Below are 24,072 nucleotides of genomic sequence, written 5' to 3'. Positions count from 1 at the left end.
TTCTGACTACTCCCTACTCACTGAAGGTTTTAGGAGTTTGCTCCAAATTTGGGTTAACAGCGTTGATATTGCATACCCGGTAATTGGGTGATCAGTCCCATTAATTCGAGTTGTAATAAACTGCTGGATACCATCCCTGGGGATAATCCAGTTTGCTGGACAATTAGGTCAAAGGATTGGGGTTCGACGGGGACAACAGCAAAAATAGTTGCTAAATCCGGGGGAAGATGGGGTTGGGGAGGAGGTGAAACCATCTTGGAACTGGTTGAATTTGGGGAAATGGTGACATCTAGAGTCGGTATTGCTCCCAACATTTTAATTAATTCATCCAATTCCGACAAAATCGGTGTTGCACCATTGGCTAATAAACGCAAACAACCTTGGGATGCATAATCATCAACCCGACCTGGTAGTACATATACATCCCGTCCCGACTCATTTGCGTCCTTCGCTGTAATTAACGCACCTGATTTACTGGGAGCTTCAATCACAATTACAGCTCGACACAAACCCGCAATAATCCGATTGCGACGGGGAAAATTCACCCGATTCGGTGGGGTTTTAGCTGGATATTCGCTCATAACTAAACCCTGTTGGAGAATATTCTGGTATAAAGTACGATTTTTAGCTGGATAAATCACATCTACTCCCGTTCCCAACACCGCAATCGTCCTTCCCCCCGCTTCCAGGGTTGCAGTATGAGCTTCCGTATCGATTCCCTCAGCTAATCCCGAAACAATAGTAAAACCGTGCTTCACCAAAGTTTGAGTGATGTGTCGTGTCCAGCGAATTCCGTAGGGGGTAGGTTGACGAGTACCAACAATTGCGACTAGTGGTACTTGTCCAGAATTTTCCTTCTCACAGAACTGACCACGATAGTAGAGAATAGGTGGTGGTGCGTCTATTTCCCACAATAACCGGGGATACACCTGATCAACCGGAGTCCAAAATCGGGGATTATCCTGGAGGTGATCCTGCAAAAGTTGGTGAGGATTAATTTGCGATCGCACAGACATCACTTTCTCCAAAGTCCGACCACCCAATCCGGATACTGCTGCTAATTCCTCCCCACTAGCTTCCCACGCAACAGCCAAACAACCAAAATGATTATATATCCGTTGTAATGCGATCGCGCCAATTCCAGGTATGCGTGACCAAGCCAACCAATATGCGCGAGCATCCATCTATATTCCCACCTCAACTCTGGGTTTATTATTCCCACTTCCTCCGGCAAATTTATACTTTACCCAGTCAATCAGTAAGCTTTTCGTTTAGATAATGCTTGAAAAGACCCAGCATTGCTACCTCACTCTCTCTAGTACAGACGCGATATATCGCGTCTCTCCCTGTACAGACGACCCGACGGGTCGTCTGTAACCCCTGATCTTAAGGACAATTTTCACCACCCACCTACTTTATGATTTTCATAAAGCAAATATAATTCTCATACAATAGTTTATTTATGGAGGAATATCAGTATATTTTCCTTTCTTGCTCCTGGGATATTTTCTAATAATAAATAATTTAAAAATATCCATTTAAAGTTTAAAAAATATCTAAGAATTTACCACAAAAAATATATTTTTTATGTCTAGATAAATCTGTTTTGATTTTTGAAATTATTTGTATGGGTAGGGAGCAGGGAGTGGGGAGTAGGAAAAACACTTTTGCTGTATCTGGAGTTTTTTTGTCAATTAAATATGAATTATTATATGAATGAGCTAGCTTGGATTTTCAAAATTATAGCAACCCAAAATCATTTGTGAGATTTTATTACCCTTAAATAGGTTGAATATTGCCTTTATTTATAATTTGAGAAAAGCATAATATTCATTGGGAAAATTCCGAAATCACTAACTTGATGTTTGATGTATATATTAGAACTTCGGTTCTCGATTCAAACCCAAACATCAAGTTCACAAGGTAAAATATTATGCGTAAGCAATTAAACTCCGTACTTTTCCTCTCCGCATTATCCGCGTTAGTATTTGCAGTTGCAAGCAAACCCGCATTAGCAGAAAAAAAAGGTTTAGATGGAAGCTATGTTGGAGTCGGTGCTGGTGTTGTTTCCGGTCAAGGTAGCTATAGTACCCTTAGTATTAATGGACGTGTACAACTAGGAACATTACCCGTTTCCCTCCGTCCTTCCCTACTCTACTTCCCCGACAGTAATGATACAGCTTTTATTGGTACAGTTACCTATGATGCTGGAATTGCGAAAAATACCAATATTTACGTTGGTCCTGGAGTTGCTCTAAATGGGACAAATGACTACTCTTCTCTTGCTTTACAAGCTGGTGCAGAAACTGCGATCGCGAAAAATGTAGTTCTGTATGGTGATGTAACTTATCTAACTTCTTCCGGTGAGTTCCCTGTGAAAGTAGGTGTTGGCTATCGTTTCTAAAATAAAAGGCACTGAAAAATAACGTTTTTCAGCACCGTGACTTTTCTTCACAATTTTATTGCTTAGTCTTTGTCCCAAATAATACCACATAATCAATTATTTGCCGACGGGTTTTGCCCGTCTTTTTTTTATAAATAAAATTTCCCTACAATGGAAAATGTTTGTAAGTCTAAGTTCGTAAATCTAATTAGTTAATGATGATTAAGGTCAAATACCCCATAAATCTCAGCAAAGCCTTGACTGGTTTGGTAATTCTGGGAATGATGTTTTTCTTCGATAATTTTACTCTTGGTGCTTGGGTGTATCTAGCGCTACATGGAACCTATGGATTTTTATGGTTGCTGAAAGACCGCATTTATCCGGATAAGCAATGGGAGCAGGAGGTGTCTTTAATACAAGCTATCCTGGCTTTTGTAGTGGTTTGCCTATACTGGGTTGCACCCTATCTTCTCATCAGTAGGGGTAGCGTTCCTCCTCTCCCCCTGGTTGCTGCGGCAATTTCTTTGAATATTATTGGTGTTTTTCTCCACTTTACCAGTGATGCACAAAAATATTACACCCTGAAATATCGTCCCGGTCTAATTACGGAGGGTTTTTTTGCTCGTAGTCGCAATACTAATTATTTAGGAGAGATTTTTATTTACTCTTCCTTTGCCATGCTAACCCAACATTGGCTTCCCTTTGTTATTTTTGCTGGCTTTATTATTGTGATTTTTATTCCCAATATGCTGAAAAAAGATAAATCATTATCCCGTTATCCAGAATTTGCTGCATATAAAAATAATTCAGGATTGCTACTACCAAATATACTAGGTGAAAGTTCTCAACCTCAAAATCAATCCCCTATTTCTTAATACCAATTGTGAAAATGTATCATATCATGTCTGGTCATCGATGTTGCTGGATACAAAGATGAATTGAAAATTTGACGTTGCGTAGAGACGTAGCATTGCTGCGTCTCTACAATAATTTTGGTTTTAATCCCCAATCCCAAATTGGATTACCCGCGAAATACCTTTAACCAGCGGGATGCGAAGATATCATGCAACAAGACGTAAAAACAAGGGATAATTACCAAGGTGAGGAGGGTGGCCAGGGATAATCCGGAAAATACAACCACTCCCATTGGCTGGAGAAATTCCGCACCTTCGCCAATTCCCAGTGCTAAAGGAAACATCCCCAAAACAGTCGTAAGGGTGGTCATAAAGATGGGACGTAATCTTTGGGGAGCAGCTTGGACGATTGCCTCTTGACGGGTAATTTGGGCTTCTGCACGGATTTGATTGGCTAGTTCCACCATGATAATTGCATTGTTGACCACAATCCCCACCAGTAGGATTGCACCGACTATCACCGTTGCACCAATGGCGGTTTGGGTGATGTACAATCCTAAGACTCCCCCGGTAATTGCTAGGGGAACCGTTAAAATAATTACTAAAGGGTCTACGAGGGAGTTGTATTGTACCGCCATCACCACAAACACTAGGAATATGGCCAATCCCCCTAGAATTTTCAGAGAATTTTGCAGTTGGTTGTTGGAATCTGCCGCAGCACTGGGGAGAACCGTGACTCCCTCCGGTAATTCCAATTCATCGAGGACTTGTTCGACCTGATTTGCGGCTTGACTGAGGCTTGCACCTTCACTTAAGTTGCCTGCAATAATATATACTTGTCGTTGGTTGATGCGCTTAATTTCACCGGGTGCGAAGTCCTCGCGGATGGTTGCCACGTCGCTGATGCGAATTTGGCGATTTCCTTGGGTAAATAGGGGTAAACTGTTAAGTTGGGAAGTGTTTTGAATCGATTGTTCGTTTAATTGCACCCGCACATCGACCAGGCGATTTCCCCGTTGTAAGCGGGTGGGAATGGTTCCCTCGATGGCGGTTTGAATTGTATCACCGATATCCCGTGCTGTTAAACCTAATTCGGCGGTTCTTTCCCAGTCGGGACGGATTTGGATTTCCGGTTGACGGTCGTCTGCGTCGGGACGAAATCTCGCGAGGGTGACATTTTGGTCGAGTGCGGCTAATACTTGTCTTCCAGCAGCTTGTAAAGCATCACTATCTTCACTTTGGAGAACAATATCTAAATCTGCACCACGGGTAGGGGAATTATTCAGGATTAGACCCCGTACTTGTCCCGGTGCAAGTCGCAAGCGAATATCAACCAAATTTAGTTGATTAAATTCTTTTGTCACCTTTTCAATATAGGCGTTGACATCACTACCGGGTTTAAGGGTGATGGTGCTGGAACTGCGGAGGGGATTGGCAAAGGTGGAAGTACCAAATAGAGTACCACCGACGCTGGTAAATACGTATTCGGTTTCCGGTTGGTTTTGCAGGATTTCGTCTACCTTCGTCATCACTTGACGGTTGGTTTCAATGGGTGTCCCTGGGGGAAAACTCGCAAATAAACTCGCTTGTCCGGTGTTGATTCGGGGTAGGATTTCCTGGGGGATTTGGGGTAACATCCACCAGGTGCTAGTTGCAAAGACGGTGATGGTAAGTGCTAATACCAGAATACGGATTTTGAGAATTTTTCCCAGAAGTTTGCTGTAGAGGTTGGTAAAACCAAGAAAGCGGAGGTTAAATTCTCTAAGTAGGAAAAAGCGGTGCAGACCACTTGATATTTTCCATGCCAACATCCGTGATGTCAACATGGGTACGACGGTGACTGCAATTAAAATAGAAGCAGCGACAGCGAAACTAATTGTGAGGATTAATTCGCTAAAAATTAAGGAAATAAATCCACCGATGAGTAAAAAGGGGATGACCGCAACCAGGTTAGTTGCAGTGGAAGCAATGAGGGCTGATTCAACTTTTTGACTGGATTCTGCTGCAACATCAACAACGGAAATTAAGCTAGTGGGATGGGGATTTTCTGCCGCAGCGAGTTGTTTTTTGTGATTGATTCCATCGGCAATGGTTTCCAACATGACAATGGAATTATCGACTACAATCCCTACCCCAAAGGCTAATCCACCCAAACTAAAAATATTTAGGGAAAGATTAAATAATCCCATCAAAATAATTGCTGCAAGGGTAGCTAGGGGGATGGAAACGATAATAATAAAAGTTTGGCGGAGGGAACCTAAAAATATAATTACAGCCAATGCCGCTAAACCTGCACCGAGTAATCCAGAGGTGGTGACATTGGCGATGGAACTGCGGATAAATCTGGATTCATCTAAGGTAGGAATTAGTAAGGTATTGGGGGGGATAACACCGGTTTTTTTCAAGGCTTCTAACCGATTTTTGACCCCATCTACCACCGTAATTGTGTTGGCATCCGGTTGTTTGCGAATACTCACTTTCACTGCTGGTTGCTGGTTGAGGGAAACAAAAATCCGCTGATTTTCTGTACCATCAATCACTTCCGCAAAATCCCGTAAATATACCCGTTTAGCTGGTAAAGAAACTGGATTTTCCGAATTAGTGCTGTTACTTCCAGCGACAATAAAAGATAAATTTTTGATTTCCTCTGCATTCGCAAACCTACCCACGGTACGGGTCAAGGGTTCCGAACTATCACCGAGAATTCTCCCACCAGAAATATCCTGATTGCGATCGCGTAATTCATTTAAAACGTTTGTTAACCCTACTCCTAAAGCCTGTAAGCGCTGCAAATCTATATTTACACGGACTTCTTCCCCAACCCCACCGGAAATATCAACGGCTGCAACTCCCGGTACTACTGTCAACTCCCTGGCTAATTCTTCCTCGGCAAATACCCGCAAATCCACCCCCGATAGTTGGGGGGAAGTCAGGGCTAATTCGTATACTGGTAACTGGGAAGGGTCAATTTTGACAATCCGGGGTTCCTGGATAATGTCTGGCAAAGTCCCACGCGCTCTATTAAAGGCAGCTGTCGCATCATTTAAGGCTTGATCTATGTTACCACCAACCTCAAAAAATAATTGCAGGTTCACCACACCTTCCCGTGTTTCCGAGTAGACCTGCACCACTCCTTCTGTCGCTGCAAAAGCCTCCTCCAGGGGTCTGGTAATCTCATCCACCGCCACTTCTGGGGAAACACCGGGAGCTCCCACCCGCACACTAATACGGGGATAGGTAATAGAAGGAAGTAAATCAACAGGCAGTTGAATAATGAAAAATAAACCGACGATAATTACCGCCAGAGTTAGCATCAATGTACCAATGTGACGACGGATAGATAGATTGCTGATACTCATGGTGAGGTTATGCGATTTTGGATTGTGGATTTTCGATTCAGAAAGGGGATAGGCGCAGCGTTGTCCTGGACTGGACGCTGCGAGTCTATGGATTTTTCATGGGAAAGCTCTTGTTATACAAGGGTTTCATCTTTCCGTCTGTCGTCTTCATCTTTCAAAGTTGGTATGATTATGGGGGGTTGATAATGTAATTGCTATGTGTTTATTATCTAGATTTTCCTGAATATTACTAGGTGTCTTTAGTCATAATTATGTGATGATGTGGGGATACCTTGGGCTGATAAAACCATGTCTGAAAAGAAATTGGAATTGGACTTCAATACTTTTGTAGAACAAATGTCCCGATTAATAGATTTAAAATTACGGGATGAATATCGTACTGGGGTGACAGAAAATCTAGAGCGAATTTATACCCAAGCTAAATTAGTCAATGAATTTGAATTACCTGAGAATATGGAAATTTTCGGTAAATTTGAACCGTAATTTAAGTGACCAATTATATTTAGAGTAGGAAAAAACTTTTTAAAATACATCCCAGGGGGGCTTATGCCAACACAAACCGTAACAGGGAGCAATGCTGTCTTAAAAAGCAATAGTAGTACTACTAACAAGGTAAATATCCGTGCTGGTGCTTCAGTTAATCATAATATTGTTCACACAGGTAATGCGGGAGACGAGGTAAAAATCCTGGAAAAACTCAAACCCGCAGGTGACAGATATACCTGGTACAAAGTCCAGTATGGTAACGCTAGTAATCAAGTCGGTTGGGTACGGGAAGATGTGATTGAATTGCGTGGTGAGACCAACCCCAGTGATGCTGCCACCTTACTTTATTTTGTCACCGAGGGCAAAACCCTGCGGATATATACGGAAGCAGGCAAAAGTTTAATGAATGTTTATGACAACCGTCGTGAGCAAACGGAAATTACGGGCGTAGTCTCCGCCAAGATTCCCAAATTTGAAACCAGTACCACCAGCAGCAAATTTATTACCTACGTCGCTGTCAAAGACCAGGTTAGTTACTATGCCCGATTTATCCCCTTTGGAGAGACGGAATTAGTAATTGCTGGTAGCAACGATGGGGTAATAACATATCGAGAAAAAGGTTTTCGTGCATCTGGTAGCGAATACCGCCGAAATCAGTAAAACCACAATATGTATATCATATAGGATTGGCGGAAAAGAGACGCGACATGTCGCGTTTGTACAGGGAATAGTTTTAAGCTAAAAATTCCACTTTTGTTTGGCTCTCAAAAATTACAAATGTAAGGTTTTTGAACTCCATAGACCTATTGGGAAAGCGCTTTTTGCGACTAAAAACCCCCTCTAATTCTTGTGATATATAGAGACGCGATATATCGCGTCTTTTTTTCCACAATCCCTAAGTATATACCTATTTTTTGCCCTTTTGGCGACTGAAAATACTTTCCCAGGGAACTGTATTCCGCTAATTCTCATACCTCCCCATGGGGAGCAGGGGGATGAGCAGGAGTTCCATCACCTGTTGTTCCCCAATTTCTTCCTAACCTCCACTAATCTTAGCCTTATATCCCATTTGCAGCAGGATGTCTAAAATTTTTTGCTTATGGTCGCCTTGGATTTCGATTTCATTATCCTTAATGGTTCCTCCGCTTCCACACTGGGATTTTAGTTTTTTTAACAAAGCTTGCAAGGTTTCCGGTTGAGCTTGGAAACCAGTAATTACCGTGACCGTTTTGCCTTTACGACCTGCACGGGTGGCTTGTACCCGGACATTTTGCTGGGAAGGTGGTAATTCGGGGGTTGGTCTTGCTGTCGCGGCTAAATTCTCATGACCGAATTCCTGCCAAACTACACCTTCATTAGTTGATTTCTTTTTGGGTGACATTTTTTCCTATATATTACCTATATATTAAACTTATTCTTTTTAATTTTACTTACATGCAGTAATTGCGTATCCCTATAACCCTCATCCTTTCCCAACAGTCAGTTATTTGCTGTTTTGCCTTTTTTTTGTCGCTTCCCTATGTCAACACCCATGAAAATACTTGTACTGAGTTGGGAATTTCCACCGCGCATTGTCGGGGGAATTGCTCGTCATGTCAGCGAATTATACCCAGAACTAGTCAAACTGGGACACCAAATACATCTTATCACCCCTGAATTTGCCTCTGCACCAACTCAGGAAACTGTGGAAGGTATCCATGTTTACCGAGTGCCCGTTGCTCCTGGAAATGATTTTTTCCATTGGGTTGTCAATATGAATGAAAGTATGGGAAAACTGGGAGGTCAACTCATTTCAGAACTTGGGGATTTTGATTTAATCCATGCCCATGATTGGTTAGTTGGAGATGCGGCGATCGCTCTCAAACATCTGTTCAAAATTCCCCTAATTGCCACAATCCACGCCACGGAATACGGTCGTTATAATGGTATCCATAATGACACCCAACGCTATATCCACCTGAAGGAATATAACCTGGTCTATGAAGCGTGGCGAGTTATTGTCTGTACTAATTACATGCGTCACGAATTACAACGCGCCTTTGATACACCCTGGGAAAAAATGGATGTGATTTACAACGGTATCCGTCCCGAAAAAAAACGTCACCACCTCAATTTTCATGCCCAGGATTTTCGCCGCTTCTATGCGGAAGATGGGGAAAAAATCGTTTACTATGTCGGTCGCATGACCTACGAAAAGGGTGTACCCCTCCTCCTGAGTGCTGCTCCCCGTGTTCTCACGGAGATGGGTGGTAATGTCAAATTTGTGATTATTGGCGGTGGTAATACCGACCACCTCAAACAACAAGCCTGGAATCTGGGTATTTGGCACAAATGCTACTTTACCGGATTCCTATCGGATGAATACTTAGATAAATTTCAAACCATTGCTGATTGTGCAGTCTTTCCCAGTTTATATGAACCCTTTGGTATTGTTGCCCTCGAAAGTTTTGCTTCCCGTGTGCCTGTAGTTGTCTCCGATACGGGTGGTTTTCCGGAAGTCGTTCAACACACCCGCACTGGTGTTGTCACCCAAACCAATAACCCGGACTCCCTTGCGTGGGGAATTTTGGAAGTTTTAAAAAACCCTGGTTATCGGCAATGGCTAATCGACAATGCCTACGAAGACCTCAAACACCGCTTTCACTGGGGTAAATTAGCACTGCAAACCGAAGCAGTTTATCGACAAGTCTGCCAAGAACGGCAAATCACGACTTGGTGTTAGAAATCGGGTTTCTTTTTGAAACCCGATTTCTTTTCGTCGCAAGTTCTGCTCGCAGAAAATCAATAAATTGACGTGCGGAACGTCCGGAGCGTCCATTGTGACGGGTAGCCCACTGTAGTGCTTGAAATTTCAATTCTTCTGGTTTGATGGTTATGTTGGCCTTTTTCGCGAGATGCTCGACAATATTGAGGTAGGTGCTTTGATCGGCTGGCGTAAAAGTCAAGGTTAAACCAAAGCGATCGCTGAAGGATAATTTTTCTTCGTTGCTGTCCCAGGCATGGATTTCGTCTGCTTCGCTGGGTTTGGGTCGTTCACTAAAATATTCTCGCACTAAATGCCTTCGGTTGGAAGTGGCATAAACGACTACGTTGTTAGCACGGGCTGTTAAATTCCCTTCTAGGACTACTTTCAAGGATTTAAAGGCATCGTCGTCATCTTCAAAGGATAAGTCATCGACGAAAATGATAAATTTTAAACTCAGGTTACGTATTTTTTCGATGATTTCTGGTAACGCTGCTAACTCTTGTTTCCCCACCTCAATCATCCTGAGACCGGAATCAGCGTATTCGTTTAATAATGCTTTGACTAGGGATGATTTCCCTGAACCCCGACTACCGTACAATAAAACATGCAAAGCTGGAAATCCAGAAAGTAAAGCTTGAGTATTTTTCACTAAAGTAGCTTTTTGATGTTCATATCCCGCTAAATCACCCAGGGTAATTGGGTCGGGATGCGCTATTCCCACCAATTGATGGTTTTCCCAGCGAAAAGCGCCATACTGGGAAAATATACCCATTCCCCATTTTTGATAGTGTTTGGCTAAATCCTCCACCAGTTCTCCCCAATCCTCCTCTGTATGAAATTTTTCCATCAGTGTTTTCACTTCTGCTGATTTATGGGGATAGGAGGAAGTTTCTTGATACCACAACACCGGAGACACGGGTAAATGCACCACCGATTGCACCCAATGACTCAAAATTGCACAGCTACATTCATACAAACTTTGTAAAGCTTGCAAATCGTGACGCACTGCATTAATTAAAGCTGGTGACAACTCTGCAAACTTACACACTTGCACTTGACGAGAAAAGGGATTATCTGCATACAAAATTTGGGTAATTAAAAAGTCTTCCCAATTCTGCTGCTGAGTTGCTAAACAATGAAAATATTTGCCGTAAGCTTGCAAACATCCCCGACCATCCCCATCCCCATACCGGATCACTTCTAACAGTTCCCCAAAGGCTATCCCTACCTCTGATTGCAATACCGATTGATACAGCAACAAAGAAGCTGCTTGACGTTGTAGAAACTGAACCTGGGTAACTGTCTGGTTGTCCATATTCTCATTCCTGTATTCAGAAAAATCAAGGAAGTAGGGAGTACAGACGACCCGACGGGTCGTCTGTACGGGAGTAGGGAATAGAAATATCTTTTACTGAACCCTATTGACCTATAGCTGTTCCCGTGGAGTGGAAAAGCTAACCCAACAATATTTTATTCGGATTCTGGAAGTGAGAAAAATTTTCATGATACTAACTTAAATTACTGATACATTGATGCAAAAATTCTGGATTTTGCGATTTGTTGAGAGGAATTTTCCTTAAATGTAAAAAGCTGTTTCGATATATACTATTTTCTATACGTAATCCGACAAAGGTAATCTTGGATATGATTTTTATTCCTGGACTAAATATTTGTATCCCTTACCTAGAAGGAAATTGAGTATTGAATTTGTATGTGTTATTATTAGCGGCTGTGAATAGGGATACCCCACAGAAAAAGGATCAAACTATTCCGGAGAGCTAATATAATTTCGTGTACTTTGTAGATGTTGGTAGCTAGGATATAAAGAAGATGAATTAATCTAGATCAAAAATTCAAACTCGATCAGTACGGAATATGAGAGAATGTCTTTGTTGCCACTCAGCGAAAATATGTATCCATAGATGATGGAGATGATGGGTTTTTAAAGATTTAATCGTCTGTCCATGCATAAATTAAAGAAAAAGTAAAGGGAAAAATGCCAAATTGGCAGTTTTTTATCGGGGAAATCGGATAATAGTAGGAAGTAGCACAAAAACAACAGGTCATGCTGATACTGACAGTATTCATACCGAAAAAGACTATCTACCAGATTTTGCTGAGTTTTGCCAACGGTTAGGTATAAGTAAATTTTTGCAGCAATTCAAGGAACTAGGAAAATAGTAAATGTTATCATCACTATCTTCGCATAATGTTATTCAGTACCTGCAAGAGGCAGGGCTGTGTAGCTCGGAAGATGGCGCATCGGCAGATTCTGAATTGCCTCAGAGTAGTAAGAATCGAAATTTTCGGGTCAATTTGTCTGGAAATCGTACACTGCTCGTGAAACAGGAAGAATCGGCTCAATTTGACAATGCGCCCCACGAATTATTTAATGAGTGGTTGTTTCACGAGTTACTGTGTAAGTTTCCAGTCTTAGGGAATAATCCAGCGATCGCGTCATCGGTAATTCATTATGATGGCGCGAATGCAATTTTAGTGCGGGAGTATTTCCCCCAGTATCAAGAGTTAGGACAGTTTTATCGTCAAGGTGGTGTAGTTCATCAACGGATTGCCACAGAAATCGGTAGTAGTTTAGCAGCTTTACATCGAGCGACCTTTAACCGTCGTGAATACCGGACGATGTTAGCAACAGCACCGCAAGGGATGATTCGCTACCAATCCTACAATCCTGCTCAGGGGATAGAAGTGCTTGCACCGGATATGTTTGGTAATGTACCCCAAGCAGCATTTCAATTCTACAAACTATATCAGCGTCACGAAACCTTAGAATCTGCGATCGCGGATTTAGCCTATGAGTGGAAACCCTGTTGTGTCACCCATAATGACCTGAAGTTAGAAAATATTCTCCTCCGTTCGGGTAACTGCGATGTTGAGAGTAAACTGGTACGCTTCATTGACTGGGAAGCTTGTGGATGGGGAGACCCGATTTATGATGTGGGAACTTTAATCGCCGAACATCTACGTATTTGGTTAGGCAGTATTGTTGTTGATACATCCCTCAGATTAGAAGAATCTCTACAGTTGGCGATGGTTCCCCTTCAATCTTTGTATCCTTATTTACTAGCTTTAGTGCGTAGTTACATTACCTCATTCCCACGGATTTTAGAATACCGACGTGATTTTATTGTCCGGGTGGTCCAATTTGCTGGGTTGGTATTAATTCGTCAGCAACAAGCCGCAATTCTGTCTCAAAAAACCTTTAATCGGGTGGGAATTGCCACTTTAGAAGTTGCTAAAAACCTCATCACCATACCCCAAAAATCTGTGCAAACAGTCTTTGGAATTTCCGAAGCTGAAATCATTGCTCCCACGACGAAATTGCATCCCGTACCCAAAATGGAGAACAAACAAAACCTGCTACCAATTTATTACTCAAAAACCAGATTACGCGGTTGTTAATTCTAGTCCGTTGACAGGGACTGAAACTGTTCGCATTTTGGATTATGGATTACTCTTTGTCAGCGCAAACTGCATTTTGAGTGATTGCGGGATCAGCCTTGAGTAATGGGTTAATTCTCCCCATACTCCCCAGTACAGACGACCCGGTGGGTCGTCTTTTACCCGGTGGGTCTTCCTTTACCCGGTGGGTCGTCTCTTACGTAATCTCACATTCCAAGGGAACTATTTTATAAAAGCTTTATCAATCCGGAATTATGTATCCTGTATTCTTTAATTATATGCCCAGAGATTATTTTTAAATTTTTCATTATTCACCAATTGCCGAATTAGGCAAACCCTTTTATATTAACCTTTAATTATGTTGAATAATGTAGTTCCCTCCGGCGATGTCATTAGTGCGATCGCCCGTGATATTCGTATTGATAAAAACATGGGTATTCAACATCCCCTGTATCATTTTACCATCACAGCCGAAGCCGTACATCGCTTTACAGAAAATCCCGGTGAGTTACAGCGTAAATATTTAAATGTTATTCTCAGAAATTTTATTTATGGTACATACTATAGTGCAGCTTTAGTAGAAATTATTAAAAACACCCACAATCTTGATAGTCAATACCAAGGTTATCTACTCCACCACAACTTGGAAAACGATTCACCCTGGGGGGTAGAAATAGACTTTTACAAAAAACTGCACAGTCATAACCACGGAAGCGGATATCTAGAACCAGATTGGGAAGTACTGCGACGAGAACCGGATGGTAGTTTAGCCGTCACTAAAGCTGGACTAACCATGTACGCAACCAGAGGAGTCCATTGGGATAGTCCCAGAACACCCCGTCCGGGGGATTATATTGCGATTAAAATGCCCAAAAACCGATTGCATAATGGTTACTATATAGCCATTAGTAATATCGGCAAAATCGAACCAAGCGATCGCAATCATCCCCAACTGGGAAGAATTTATCTGAACTGTAGCGCAACCGGAGGTGTAGTCCTAATTGATGCACTTACCCATAAACTTAATCACGCAGAAATTTATTTTACTTTGCAAATGCTGTGTCATTCCCAAGCATTTACCCGTTATGATGCAGGTATTCTGATTTTTAACTTAAAGGATTATGGTAAGATTCATCAGATTCTGAGCCAAATTTATTCCCAAGACTATTTTCACCCAGAAATACCAATTTTGACCAAATATCTAGCTCCAGGAATTGGATTTGCGGAAGAACCTCAACAAAAATTTTATCCCCAGGAAGGATACGGTAGTAATCGTTGTCAAATTATTACCAACGCCTTAATTGAAACCTGGGAAAATGGACAAGATTCAGAATTGGAACGTATCGAATGTATCAATAAACATTTTGCCCAGCAACAAATTGATTTACAAAAGCCTTACCTCAATCCCGGTTCCGAGGATATTTATCCAACCCTCACAAATTAGAGATATAGCAATGCTACGTCTCTACGCAACGTCAAATGTTCAATTCATATTCGCATTCAGCAATACCTTTTAGACGTAGCAATGCTACGTCTCTACGCAACGTCCAATTTTCAATTTATATTTGTATTCAGTTGTCAATTAATCTTGCTCTCCCTTCCCTACCTACAAACAAATGCCTTTTACACACCATCGAACAGTCCACTTTTCCGATACTGATGCTGCGGGAGTAGTTTATTTTGCTAATGTCTTAAGTATTTGCCATGAAGCCTACGAAGCATCCTTGCAAGCAAATCAAATTCAACTACGGGAATTTTTTGGTAATTCCCCCCTTGCTTTTCCGATTCTTCACGCTAATGTCGATTTTTTTCGTCCCATGTATTGCGGCGATGATTTATTAATTAAAATGATACCGCAACAATTAGGTCGAGATAAATTTGAAATTAGTTATGAAATATTAGTGGGGGATATGGTGGTTAGTAAAGCTCTCACTCGCCATGTTTGTATTGATATTGCCACCCGCACAAAACAGGAATTACCGGAAATCATCTTAAATTGGTTAGAAAATTTCCGGCGAGGACGAGAAAATTTTGAGCGGGATAAATCACGTAGAATTATGTAGGATAGAAGTTAAATTCATGTTCGTATCATTTAACTTTCATAACAGCTAATAAATTCCCGAATGACCCATCCCCAGACCCGATACCTGTTGTTGTGATATCCAGCAACTCTTGCCCAAGGACGACCGCGATTGTCAGATTTAATATCTAAAATATCTACATCTCTGCCATTTCTGAGACTATTTATTACTTTGCCATTGGGGCGATCGCGAACATTGAGAGGTGTTCCAGTTGGGTCCGTAACGGTACAAATCATATTCTGTGCATTTGCTCTACTATTTAAGCTAAAAGTAGATGCAAAAACCAGAGTAGTCATTAGCGTCATCAAAAAGTATTTCTTAGGCATATTTTATTTATTGAGAGTCATTTAATATTCCCAATATATTTAATATTGATTTAATCTTGGTCAGATAAAATACCTATTTTGGCAGGGCATAAAAATGTGAGACAAGAAATTATACCGTTTTATTTTGGAGTTGATCCACTAAGCCCGCATTTCTCACAAAACCCTAAAACTCACAGGGAGTAGGGAGTACAGACGACCCGACGGGTCGTCTGTACGGGAGTAGTGTAGACGCGTAGCGTCTAGTCTACGACAACGCTGCGCGTACCCGTAGGGTATAGAAGAAAAATGAATTCGTTACTCAAGGTTTACAACTTACTCGTGAGAAATCCAGGTAAGTTGAGCTTTCGGGAGCAGGGGATGCAGCGATCGCACTTCTATACTTCTATAATTTTATAATTTCATTGTTAGGAGAATGTATCCACCCAATTTTGTAACTATCACAATTTTTCACTGCTAAAATACGGCTATACACCGTACCATAACCCACTATGATTACTCAAATGATGGTTCAACCCTCATCCTGGGTAGAATCTGGCATCAAAATTAGTAAAGTTAGAGACTTATATTTATTTAAATTTACCCCAGAGCTACAATCGCGGCTCGATGATCTTAATGACAAGAAAAAACTCGATACGCTGACATCGGAAGAAGAAGCCGAATTGACGGGGATATTGGAACTCGATCGTATTTTTACTTTACTTAATGCCAAAATTATTGCCGAATCATGACGGTTAATGATGCAACCAGAAAATTAGTTGGGAAACGTGCAAATTACCTGTGTGAGTATTGTCACGCTTTGGAGGAAGCGAGTTCGGCATTATTTGCAATCGACCACATTATTCCCCAATCGTTTCCCAATTCTTCGGATAAATCGGATAATTTAGCCTTGGCATGTCAGCGCTGCAATAGTTATCGCTACAATTTTACTACTGGTATTGACCCGAAAACAGGGAAAAATATCCCTATTTTTAATCCCCGTACCCAAAAATGGTCGGAGCATTTTATTTGGTCAGCAGATGGTCTAAAAATCATTGGGATTACAGAAACTGGACGCGCAACTTGCAACCGTCTCGATTTGAATGATGAGCGCCATAATGAGGGTTCGATTATCAAAGCGCGTCGGCTTTGGTTAAAAGGTGGTTGGCATCCACCAGAAGATGATCCAAGATTAGCAAGCGAGGTTTAGAAGTATTAGCTGGTATTAAGGAGCGATCGCAACTATTCCTTTCGATCGGCTAGCATTTTTTAGAACACCAACACTTGCGAAAAGCCTATCCCCGTCTGGGAAATATGGATTGGAAAATAGCTGCGATCGCGATGACTAATAATCAAACCCGTGGTGGTAAATAGGCAACAGGGTTAACAGCACCTTTCCCAGCAGGATGAATTTCAAAATGTAAATGGGAACCACTACTAAAACCAGTATTACCCATGTGGGCAATCATTTCTCCCTGCTGAACTTTTTGACCAACTGTGACAAAATGTCTGTGGTTGTGGGCATAGCGAGTTAAACTACCGTCAAGGTGGCGAATATCAATTAAGTTGCCATAGCCACGTTTTTTCCCCTCAAACTCTACCACACCAGCTGCTGCTGCAACGATGGGTGTACCAATTTTATTGGCAATATCGATTCCTCTGTGCATTCTCCCCCAACGCATACCATAACCGGAAGTTAATATTCCTGTTGCAGGCCAAATATAGGCTGTATTTGTCGTCCCTGGAGCTATTGGTGGAGCAGCATTTTCGTCGATAACTTGGGGAAGATAGCGATCAACTGCTGCTAAGGGTGGTAATTTAGGTATATTTGCGGAAGCGACTGGTGTGGGGGTAGTAGCTGGGTGACGATGGGAAGGTTGTGTAAGGGGTGCAGGAACAGGAATAACGACAGTGGCTGAATTTTGATTGTACCTGGGTACGGCTATGGGAACAGAATGATTGGAGTTGATATTGATGGGAGCGGTTTGTTGATAGTGAGATTGTTGAGTGCGGTATTGCTGACGTAAGGATTCAATTTCCGTGTTGAGGATGGAAAGTCCAGAATTTTGGCTGATTATACCTGTTTGCCGATTTTGTGATGTTGGCTGTATTTCTGCGATCGCTGGTGGGATGGGTGTGTTTCCCCCTACCCCAGAATAATTTTCTGCTGCTACTAACTTTGGTTCTGGAATTATTAATACTTGGGAAATTTTCAACTGGTGAGGATTGATTAATTTGTTGGCTGCAACTATATCGGCAATTGATACTTGATGACGGAGGGCAATGCTTGCTAAAGTATCTCCTGGTTTAACTTTATATCGTTTTGCTGCGCCCCTGACATTATCTGAAACTGAATCAATTTGCTCGCTTCCTAATTGGGCTAAATCTGCTCTGAAACGGTCGGTTTTTTGTTGTAATTGCAGCTTAACTGTATTTTCCTTTCCTTGCGCTGTATCTATATTTCCCTGATTGTTCAGAGAATCGTCAACACCACCTATTGAGTCTTGTCGATTAACCTTTTGTCGCAGAATTGCGCTGCTAATTTGCTCACCCTGATCAATCACAAAATCTTCAGAACTCCCTTCACCGACTAAGTTGGTTTCGACTGGTTCCACGGCAAACACTGGTTGAGTTTGTCCTGAAAGTAAAACACCCACGGTTCCGATAGAGATGGCAAAACCCAGTTTGAAAACAACTTCCTGAAGTTTTCGGTCATTTGCATCAATCAGAATACTCGAATTCGCGACATCCTGACCACTATGCGGCAAATTATATTGTAACAAGGATAACCTCCAAGTTAAGTAGTGTTGAGGAATCATCTACGGGTCGATAATAATGATTCTCAAGCATCTATGTCAAGGTTGATGGCATGCCAACAAAAATGTGATGGGCTGAAAATATACATCGGCAACAATTCATGTTAAACCTGTCGGTGATTTCAAAGTCTTCTAGTAAACCGAAACACAATCAACCCAGACGAACTTCTTCCCGACAACACGTAAAGCTCCCGAATCATCGCCCGAAATGGAAAATATCCCAATTTCCCTATTCCCCCATCTTAGAACAACGTATCACCCTGGATGTGGCGGTTTAAGAGTGTTTGATTTTACATTACCCCCAGGCAATGACAACGGAGAAAATTGTGCAGTGGTTATATTGACACGGATTATCCTATCGACACAAAAAAACTCGTTCACACGGCAATTATAGAAACTTTAGAATAGCAAGCCAATGGACACTATTCCCGTACAGACGCGATATATCGCGTCTCTCCCGACTCCCTATAGAGATGACCCGACGGGTCGTCTCTACTCCCTGATCTCAACGACAATTTTCACCACCCACCTACTTAATCCCAATTCGCAATAGCCGATGGCTAGGATAAACCTACCGAATTTTCGAGAATTAGTATAATCCAAAATGTGTAGACCCGCGTAGCGCGGATAAACCGAAGAGTAATCCAAAATCCAAAATCGTATTACTTTACAGTTCCCAAAACCTGGGTCATCTCCAATTTCGGTGCAGCCAAGGTGTTCCTGTAGATAGCAGGATTACTTTCAGCAATTTGAATGTAGGAATCCCGTACATGACTATTAACTGCCACAGTTTTCACATCATACATCTGCATTGCTAATTTCGGGTAAAGACCAATGCCAATGATTGGTAACAGAAAACAGGCTGCAATAAATACTTCCCGTGGACTGGCATCTCGGTAAATCGACTGATTGGGTAAAACGCAATCGGTACCAAAACAAACTGTGTCTTCTTCCCCTTGGTTTTGCATATCATTCAGGTCGCATTTTAAATCAGCACCTGTACCGTAAAATACCTGTCTCAATAGATTTAACAAATAAATCGGTGTAAGAATTACGCCAACAGCAGCCAAAAACACCGTCACGACACAAAATGCCGAACTGTAAATATCGCTGGTTGTCAATCCCACAAATACTGATAACTCACTGGCAAAGCCACTCATTCCTGGTAAGGCTAAGGATGCCATTGCGCCAATGGTAAACAGTGCAAATACTTTTGGCATCGCTTGACCAACTCCACCCATTTCATCCATGACCATTGTTTTTGTCCGGTCATAGGTGACACCTGCTAGGAAGAACAGGACGGCGGCAATCAAACCGTGGGATATCATCTGTAACATCGCCCCATTCACACCCAGGTCGGTGAAGGATGCTAAACCTAACAACACAAACCCCATGTGGGATACAGATGAATAGGCAAGTCGGCGTTTCATGTTTGTTTGGGCAAAGGAATTCAAGGCTCCGTAGACAATATTTACCACCCCTAGAATTGCTAACACCGGGGCAAAATATATGTGAGCATCGGCTAATACTTCCATATTCAGGCGAATTAAGCCGTATCCACCCATTTTTAGTAATACACCTGCCAAAACCATCGATACAGGTGAAGAGGCTTCCCCGTGGGCATCTGGCAACCATGTATGCAGGGGAAATATCGCTAACTTAACACCAAAGGCGATTAATAAACCCGCATACAGTAATAATTCTAGTCCCAATGGGTAATCTTTTAAACCTAAAACCGCCAAATCAAAGCTGAACTCATTACCGTAAAGAGCCATCCCCAAGGCTGCCACTAAAATAAAAATGGAAGCTGCCGCAGTATAAAGAATAAACTTGGTCGCGGCATAACGACGTTTTTGTCCGCCCCAAATATTAATCAGCAGGTAAACTGGCACTAACTCCACTTCCCACATGATGAAAAATAACATCAAATCCTGGGCAATAAACACGCCGATTTGAGCAGAATACAGCCACAGCATCAATGTATAAAATAAACGGGGACGACGGTCAACCTGCCAAGCCGAAAACATCGCCAAGGTGGTGACAAATCCCGCCAATAATACTAAAGGTGCAGAGATTCCATCGACTGAGACAGCCCAATTTAGTCCAAACTGGGGTATCCAAGCATAACTTTCTGCTAGTTGGAATGTGGCACTACTGGCATCATAGTGTTGCCAAAATGCGAAACACATCAACATCAAATCTGCAATACCTACACCTAGGGCATACCATCTCACCAGTTTTCCACCTTTGTCTGGCAATGCGGGTATAAACAAAGATGCTACTAGGGGTAGTAGCGCGATCGCAGTTAGCCAAGGAAATCGTTCTGCTATCATCTCAATAAGAATAAATACTCATTTGCTATTTATACCTATCATACTAAAGTTTGTAAAAAATCTTCATAAATATTCACCAGGGGTAGATATAGAGAGACACAGGGTATGCTGGTTCGGTCACTCCTAAATTCCGGAATCATGGCATTGCGGGGAATTTCTAGTCCTGTGCCTTTGGGTATCCCATCCTCATTACCTTCACGATGATGTGAATTTTTGTAAAAGTGATTAAGATATATAAATTAGGACTTACACACTCGTGATGAGAAATCAGGTGTTTGGGATTGCTACACAAGCAATTCGATCCGCTGCGCGTCTATCTTCGGTCGCAATCACGGTGTTTAGGTTGTCCTTGCGTAAGTCCTGATAAAGTAAACAGAATGATTTTAATCCTCAAAAGAAGCTCTTTTATGTCTACTGCCGTCTCCAAACCATCTTGGCAAATCAAATTACTATACGACAGTGAGTGTCCTTTGTGTTTGCGGGAAGTGAATTTTCTACGAAAACGCGATGCTGGTAGGGGATTAGTCGCTTTCGTCGATATTGCTGACTTAAATTACGACCCCCAGATGCATGGAGGAGTGGATTTTGCAACCGCAATGGGACGAATTCACGCAATTTTACCGGATGGGACAGTCATCAAAAATGTGGAGGTTTTTCGCCGTGTCTACGAAGTACTGGGGATGGGTTGGGTATACGCAATCACCAAGCTACCGATAATTGGGGCTGTAGCGGATTTTCTGTATGGAATTTGGGCAGATTTGCGCTTAAAGTTGACAGGTAGACCGGATTTAGCCACAATTATCCAAAGGCGACAGCAGAGTTTAGATTGTGTCGATACTGGGCGTTGTCGAGTTGACTAAGAAATAACTCTTATTCAATCTTGTACCTTAACCAAAAACACTTAAGCTTTACAAAAGATTTGTGGTCTGTCCCGTACATTGTGGGGGGTGGGGATTGGCTTATTAATTAGGAGTTGTGAGTTTGGCTTGCTTTTTTGGGAAAATATTGTTTTAATTAGTAATTAGATGGAAACTTCAATTTTTTCCATCTTGAGAATACTTGTAGCAAGTAAATTTTTTATTGAGGTATAGATGACTGTTATTGAGGTAACACAGCATCTAAGCAAGTCAGCCGTGACGCACGTAATGCGTCTTAAATCCTACGCACAGGTAGAATGGGCAAGTGGTTTCGCGTCATAGAGCTACTAACCCAGGTAATTGTAAGTTTTTCGTATTTATCTAAGTCGGTATACTGCTGCAATTTTAGCTTGCTAATTTCAATCCTTTTGATTTTGAAGTTTGTCTACATAATTTATATATCTATAGCTTAAATAGTTAGTTTAATTGAAAACTAGCTATTAATGGGTATCGTCCCGCAAACTACCGATATCGGTCTTGATTTTATCCCGATTTCTGGTGGAGAGTTGCCGCGGGTATGGATTTGTTAGATAAACCTTTGTTCAGAATCAGCACCCATATTTACCTAGTTTTTACGGTGACAAGCTTCAGGTGATGTCGGTTAGACTTATCGAGAAAAGGCTGAATGTGGGAAGCTCAGATGTGAAGTTGGGTTTGATCAAAATTGTCCAGTGTTACAGACATTTATACTCATAACTCTACTTTCCCCCCCAGACAAAATTGAGGTTTTACCTATTTTGCTCAAAATTAAAGATAACTGTTCGGCAATTTGGTCAAATGCATGTTAGTTAAAAATGAGTATTTCTTGGAGATAATACTCATCCACTGTTCATTGATAAATAATTTGAGGAATATCATATGCAAGCTGCATCCACTATCCGGAAAAATCAGATTTCTAATTTCAGTAATATCAACTATTATATTGAACTTGAAAATCAATATGGAGCAAATAATTACCACCCCTTAGATGTAGTTCTGACTGAAGGAAAAGGTGTCTGGGTATGGGATACAGAAGGCAAAAAATATCTAGATTGTCTCAGTGCTTACTCGGCTTTAAATCAAGGTCATTGCCATCCGCGAATTTTGCAGGCAATGATAGAGCAGGCAAGTAAAATTACCCTGACTTCTCGTGCTTTTCGTAATAATCAGCTAGGTTTGTTTTATGAGAAACTCTCGCAAATTTCTGGTTTAAGTAAAGTACTACCAATGAATTCTGGTGCAGAAGCAGTTGAGACCGCTATTAAAGCAATTCGTAAATGGGCTTATACAATTAAAGGTGTACCTAAAAACCAGGCAGAAATTATTGTTTGTAGTAATAATTTTTCTGGGAGAACTATTAGTTTAATCAGTTTTTCCACCGAAGCACAATATCAAGATGGATTCTTTCCTTTAACACCTGGATTTAAAGTGATTCCTTACGGTGATGCTCAAGCTTTAGCAGATGCAATTACACCTAATACCGCAGCATTTTTGGTTGAACCGATTCAGGGTGAAGGAGGAATTATTGTCCCAAGTGATGGGTTTTTAAAACAAGCAGAGACAATATGTCGGCAAAATAATGTGCTGTTGATATTCGATGAAATTCAAACTGGTTTGGGACGGACTGGTAAGATGTTTGCATTTCAGCATGAAGGGGTAAAACCTGATGGTATTACTGTTGGTAAAGCACTTTCTGGTGGTTTCTATCCCATTTCTGCATTTGTGAGTACGGATGAAGTCATGGGAGTTTTTACTCCTGGTGACCACGGTAGTACATTTGGTGGTAATCCCCTTGCCGCAGCGATTGGAATTGCTGCACTAGATGTAATTATAGAGGAAGATTTACCGGAACGGGCTGCAAACCTGGGACAATATTTTATCGAGAAATTGCGTTTAATTAAGAGTCCCCACGTTAAAGAGGTACGTGGTAAGGGTTTACTAATTGGAGTTGAGTTACACGAATCTTCAGGTGGTGCAAGACGTTTTTGTAAAGCATTGGCAAAGTTAGGAATTTTGGCAAAAGAAACACGGGATCATGTGATTCGTTTTGCACCTCCGCTTGTAATTAATCAGGAAGAGATTGATTGGTCTTTAGAAAGGATTGCAGAGGTGCTACTAGTTGAGTAAATTGGGTCGGTAGAAAAATTATTGTCTTGCGAGAAAATAGGTAATAGTATTTAGACCACATAGGTTCTGAGGGGTTCGTAGTTGTGGCTTTAGCCCCGAAAAAGGTTTATTGTAAAGCGCTATGAGCGCAACTACCTACCTTTCCTCACCATTAATGTGGTCGAAATAGTAGGAATGAGTTTTTCATGGTTTGGTTGTGTCCAAACGACATGGAGGACTGACTTGAAAGTGTAGACATGTAGGGAGTAGTGTGGATGCTAGGTAGTTGT

Annotated in this window: 21 protein-coding genes; 14 read left to right on the top strand and 7 right to left on the bottom strand. The window is 41.6% G+C overall.

Features of this window, described 5'->3' with window-relative positions:
* Positions 1–53: 53 nt before the first annotated feature.
* Complete coding sequence (gene dprA, locus CDC37_RS05485; protein WP_096620845.1) at positions 54–1,184, bottom strand: DNA-processing protein DprA; 1,131 nt, start codon at positions 1,182–1,184, stop codon at positions 54–56.
* A 749-nt stretch (positions 1,185–1,933) separates the two neighbouring features.
* Here dprA and CDC37_RS05480 point away from each other — a divergent pair.
* Positions 1,934–2,404: a hypothetical protein gene (locus CDC37_RS05480; protein WP_096620844.1), complete on the top strand. Its 471-nt coding sequence runs from the start codon at positions 1,934–1,936 to the stop codon at positions 2,402–2,404.
* A 200-nt stretch (positions 2,405–2,604) separates the two neighbouring features.
* Positions 2,605–3,258, top strand: coding sequence for a DUF1295 domain-containing protein (locus CDC37_RS05475; RefSeq protein ID WP_096625942.1), 654 nt, complete (start codon positions 2,605–2,607; stop codon positions 3,256–3,258).
* Between the two features lie 146 nt (positions 3,259–3,404).
* On the opposite strand, the gene CDC37_RS05470 is transcribed toward CDC37_RS05475, so the two are convergent.
* On the bottom strand, positions 3,405–6,596 hold the full coding sequence (locus tag CDC37_RS05470) for an efflux RND transporter permease subunit (protein WP_096620843.1): 3,192 nt from the start codon (positions 6,594–6,596) through the stop codon (positions 3,405–3,407).
* A gap of 288 nt (positions 6,597–6,884) precedes the next feature.
* Between CDC37_RS05470 and CDC37_RS05465 the strand changes: the two genes are divergently transcribed.
* Together CDC37_RS05465 and CDC37_RS05460 are read left to right on the top strand one after the other, a co-directional pair.
* The gene (locus tag CDC37_RS05465) at positions 6,885–7,079 is read left to right on the top strand and encodes a DUF4089 domain-containing protein (protein WP_096620842.1); all 195 of its coding nucleotides are present in this window, start codon (positions 6,885–6,887) and stop codon (positions 7,077–7,079) included.
* A 63-nt stretch (positions 7,080–7,142) separates the two neighbouring features.
* Positions 7,143–7,742 carry an SH3 domain-containing protein gene (locus tag CDC37_RS05460; protein WP_096620841.1) on the top strand — a complete coding sequence of 200 codons (600 nt, stop codon included), beginning with the start codon at positions 7,143–7,145 and terminating at the stop codon, positions 7,740–7,742.
* Between the two features lie 376 nt (positions 7,743–8,118).
* Here the strand turns inward: CDC37_RS05460 and CDC37_RS05455 are convergent, their stop codons facing one another.
* Entirely contained in the window at positions 8,119–8,463 is a 345-nt protein-coding gene (locus CDC37_RS05455; RefSeq protein ID WP_096620840.1) for a translation initiation factor, read from the bottom strand.
* Positions 8,464–8,613: 150 nt separating this feature from the next.
* On the opposite strand from CDC37_RS05455, the gene CDC37_RS05450 reads away from it, so the two are divergent.
* The gene (locus CDC37_RS05450; protein ID WP_096620839.1) at positions 8,614–9,804 is read left to right on the top strand and encodes a glycosyltransferase family 4 protein; all 1,191 of its coding nucleotides are present in this window, start codon (positions 8,614–8,616) and stop codon (positions 9,802–9,804) included.
* Here CDC37_RS05450 and CDC37_RS05445 read toward each other — a convergent pair.
* Positions 9,788–11,143: an ATP-binding protein gene (locus CDC37_RS05445; RefSeq protein ID WP_096620838.1), complete on the bottom strand. Its 1,356-nt coding sequence runs from the start codon at positions 11,141–11,143 to the stop codon at positions 9,788–9,790. The genes CDC37_RS05450 and CDC37_RS05445 overlap by 17 nt on opposite strands.
* 689 nt (positions 11,144–11,832) lie before the next feature.
* Between CDC37_RS05445 and CDC37_RS24040 the strand changes: the two genes are divergently transcribed.
* From CDC37_RS24040 to CDC37_RS05430, 4 genes are all read left to right on the top strand, one after another.
* Entirely contained in the window at positions 11,833–12,009 is a 177-nt protein-coding gene (locus CDC37_RS24040; protein ID WP_157780662.1) for a hypothetical protein, read from the top strand.
* A gap of 3 nt (positions 12,010–12,012) precedes the next feature.
* Positions 12,013–13,248, top strand: coding sequence for an aminoglycoside phosphotransferase family protein (locus tag CDC37_RS05440; RefSeq protein WP_096620837.1), 1,236 nt, complete (start codon positions 12,013–12,015; stop codon positions 13,246–13,248).
* A 358-nt stretch (positions 13,249–13,606) separates the two neighbouring features.
* The gene (locus tag CDC37_RS05435; protein WP_096620836.1) at positions 13,607–14,692 is read left to right on the top strand and encodes a T3SS effector HopA1 family protein; all 1,086 of its coding nucleotides are present in this window, start codon (positions 13,607–13,609) and stop codon (positions 14,690–14,692) included.
* A gap of 172 nt (positions 14,693–14,864) precedes the next feature.
* Positions 14,865–15,311: an acyl-CoA thioesterase gene (locus CDC37_RS05430; protein ID WP_096620835.1), complete on the top strand. Its 447-nt coding sequence runs from the start codon at positions 14,865–14,867 to the stop codon at positions 15,309–15,311.
* Between the two features lie 29 nt (positions 15,312–15,340).
* On the opposite strand, the gene CDC37_RS24685 is transcribed toward CDC37_RS05430, so the two are convergent.
* Positions 15,341–15,565 carry an SH3 domain-containing protein gene (locus CDC37_RS24685; RefSeq protein WP_172892757.1) on the bottom strand — a complete coding sequence of 75 codons (225 nt, stop codon included), beginning with the start codon at positions 15,563–15,565 and terminating at the stop codon, positions 15,341–15,343.
* 578 nt (positions 15,566–16,143) lie between these two features.
* On the opposite strand from CDC37_RS24685, the gene CDC37_RS05420 reads away from it, so the two are divergent.
* Together CDC37_RS05420 and CDC37_RS05415 are read left to right on the top strand one after the other, a co-directional pair.
* Positions 16,144–16,383: a hypothetical protein gene (locus CDC37_RS05420; RefSeq protein ID WP_096620834.1), complete on the top strand. Its 240-nt coding sequence runs from the start codon at positions 16,144–16,146 to the stop codon at positions 16,381–16,383.
* On the top strand, positions 16,380–16,841 hold the full coding sequence (locus CDC37_RS05415; RefSeq protein ID WP_096620833.1) for an HNH endonuclease: 462 nt from the start codon (positions 16,380–16,382) through the stop codon (positions 16,839–16,841). Before CDC37_RS05420 ends, CDC37_RS05415 begins: the two co-directional genes overlap by 4 nt.
* 142 nt (positions 16,842–16,983) lie before the next feature.
* On the opposite strand, the gene CDC37_RS05405 is transcribed toward CDC37_RS05415, so the two are convergent.
* Positions 16,984–18,414 (bottom strand): peptidoglycan DD-metalloendopeptidase family protein, encoded by a 1,431-nt coding sequence (locus CDC37_RS05405; protein ID WP_231943230.1) that lies wholly within the window; start codon positions 18,412–18,414, stop codon positions 16,984–16,986.
* Between the two features lie 134 nt (positions 18,415–18,548).
* Between CDC37_RS05405 and CDC37_RS24035 the strand changes: the two genes are divergently transcribed.
* A complete protein-coding gene (locus CDC37_RS24035) occupies positions 18,549–18,725 on the top strand; it encodes a hypothetical protein (RefSeq protein ID WP_157780661.1) in 177 nt (58 codons plus the stop codon).
* Between the two features lie 384 nt (positions 18,726–19,109).
* Here the strand turns inward: CDC37_RS24035 and CDC37_RS05400 are convergent, their stop codons facing one another.
* Positions 19,110–20,780, bottom strand: coding sequence for an NAD(P)H-quinone oxidoreductase subunit 4 (locus CDC37_RS05400; protein ID WP_096620831.1), 1,671 nt, complete (start codon positions 20,778–20,780; stop codon positions 19,110–19,112).
* 407 nt (positions 20,781–21,187) lie between these two features.
* On the opposite strand from CDC37_RS05400, the gene CDC37_RS05395 reads away from it, so the two are divergent.
* Both CDC37_RS05395 and rocD read left to right on the top strand, forming a co-directional pair.
* Positions 21,188–21,640, top strand: coding sequence for a thiol-disulfide oxidoreductase DCC family protein (locus CDC37_RS05395; RefSeq protein ID WP_231943229.1), 453 nt, complete (start codon positions 21,188–21,190; stop codon positions 21,638–21,640).
* Positions 21,641–22,555: 915 nt separating this feature from the next.
* Positions 22,556–23,803 carry an ornithine--oxo-acid transaminase gene (rocD, locus tag CDC37_RS05390; RefSeq protein ID WP_096620829.1) on the top strand — a complete coding sequence of 416 codons (1,248 nt, stop codon included), beginning with the start codon at positions 22,556–22,558 and terminating at the stop codon, positions 23,801–23,803.
* Positions 23,804–24,072: the final 269 nt, after the last annotated feature.

Source organism: Calothrix sp. NIES-3974 (assembly GCF_002368395.1).
Lineage (GTDB): Bacteria > Cyanobacteriota > Cyanobacteriia > Cyanobacteriales > Nostocaceae > NIES-3974.
The sequence above is the reverse complement of the archived record's forward strand: the minus strand, read 5'-3'. Positions and strand labels throughout refer to the sequence as shown.

Coding starts and splice junctions, on each gene's coding strand:
- CDC37_RS05435 (WP_096620836.1), top strand. CDS start 13,607: ATGTTGAATAATGTAGTTCCCTCCGGCGATGTCATTAGTGCGATCGCC.
- CDC37_RS05445 (WP_096620838.1), bottom strand. CDS start 11,143: ATGGACAACCAGACAGTTACCCAGGTTCAGTTTCTACAACGTCAAGCA.
- CDC37_RS05420 (WP_096620834.1), top strand. CDS start 16,144: ATGATTACTCAAATGATGGTTCAACCCTCATCCTGGGTAGAATCTGGC.
- CDC37_RS05440 (WP_096620837.1), top strand. CDS start 12,013: ATGTTATCATCACTATCTTCGCATAATGTTATTCAGTACCTGCAAGAG.
- CDC37_RS05400 (WP_096620831.1), bottom strand. CDS start 20,780: ATGATAGCAGAACGATTTCCTTGGCTAACTGCGATCGCGCTACTACCC.
- CDC37_RS05460 (WP_096620841.1), top strand. CDS start 7,143: ATGCCAACACAAACCGTAACAGGGAGCAATGCTGTCTTAAAAAGCAAT.
- rocD (WP_096620829.1), top strand. CDS start 22,556: ATGCAAGCTGCATCCACTATCCGGAAAAATCAGATTTCTAATTTCAGT.
- CDC37_RS05480 (WP_096620844.1), top strand. CDS start 1,934: ATGCGTAAGCAATTAAACTCCGTACTTTTCCTCTCCGCATTATCCGCG.
- CDC37_RS05415 (WP_096620833.1), top strand. CDS start 16,380: ATGACGGTTAATGATGCAACCAGAAAATTAGTTGGGAAACGTGCAAAT.
- CDC37_RS24035 (WP_157780661.1), top strand. CDS start 18,549: ATGTTAAACCTGTCGGTGATTTCAAAGTCTTCTAGTAAACCGAAACAC.
- dprA (WP_096620845.1), bottom strand. CDS start 1,184: ATGGATGCTCGCGCATATTGGTTGGCTTGGTCACGCATACCTGGAATT.
- CDC37_RS05470 (WP_096620843.1), bottom strand. CDS start 6,596: ATGAGTATCAGCAATCTATCTATCCGTCGTCACATTGGTACATTGATG.
- CDC37_RS05450 (WP_096620839.1), top strand. CDS start 8,614: ATGAAAATACTTGTACTGAGTTGGGAATTTCCACCGCGCATTGTCGGG.
- CDC37_RS05465 (WP_096620842.1), top strand. CDS start 6,885: ATGTCTGAAAAGAAATTGGAATTGGACTTCAATACTTTTGTAGAACAA.
- CDC37_RS05430 (WP_096620835.1), top strand. CDS start 14,865: ATGCCTTTTACACACCATCGAACAGTCCACTTTTCCGATACTGATGCT.
- CDC37_RS24685 (WP_172892757.1), bottom strand. CDS start 15,565: ATGATTTGTACCGTTACGGACCCAACTGGAACACCTCTCAATGTTCGC.
- CDC37_RS05455 (WP_096620840.1), bottom strand. CDS start 8,463: ATGTCACCCAAAAAGAAATCAACTAATGAAGGTGTAGTTTGGCAGGAA.
- CDC37_RS05395 (WP_231943229.1), top strand. CDS start 21,188: ATGTCTACTGCCGTCTCCAAACCATCTTGGCAAATCAAATTACTATAC.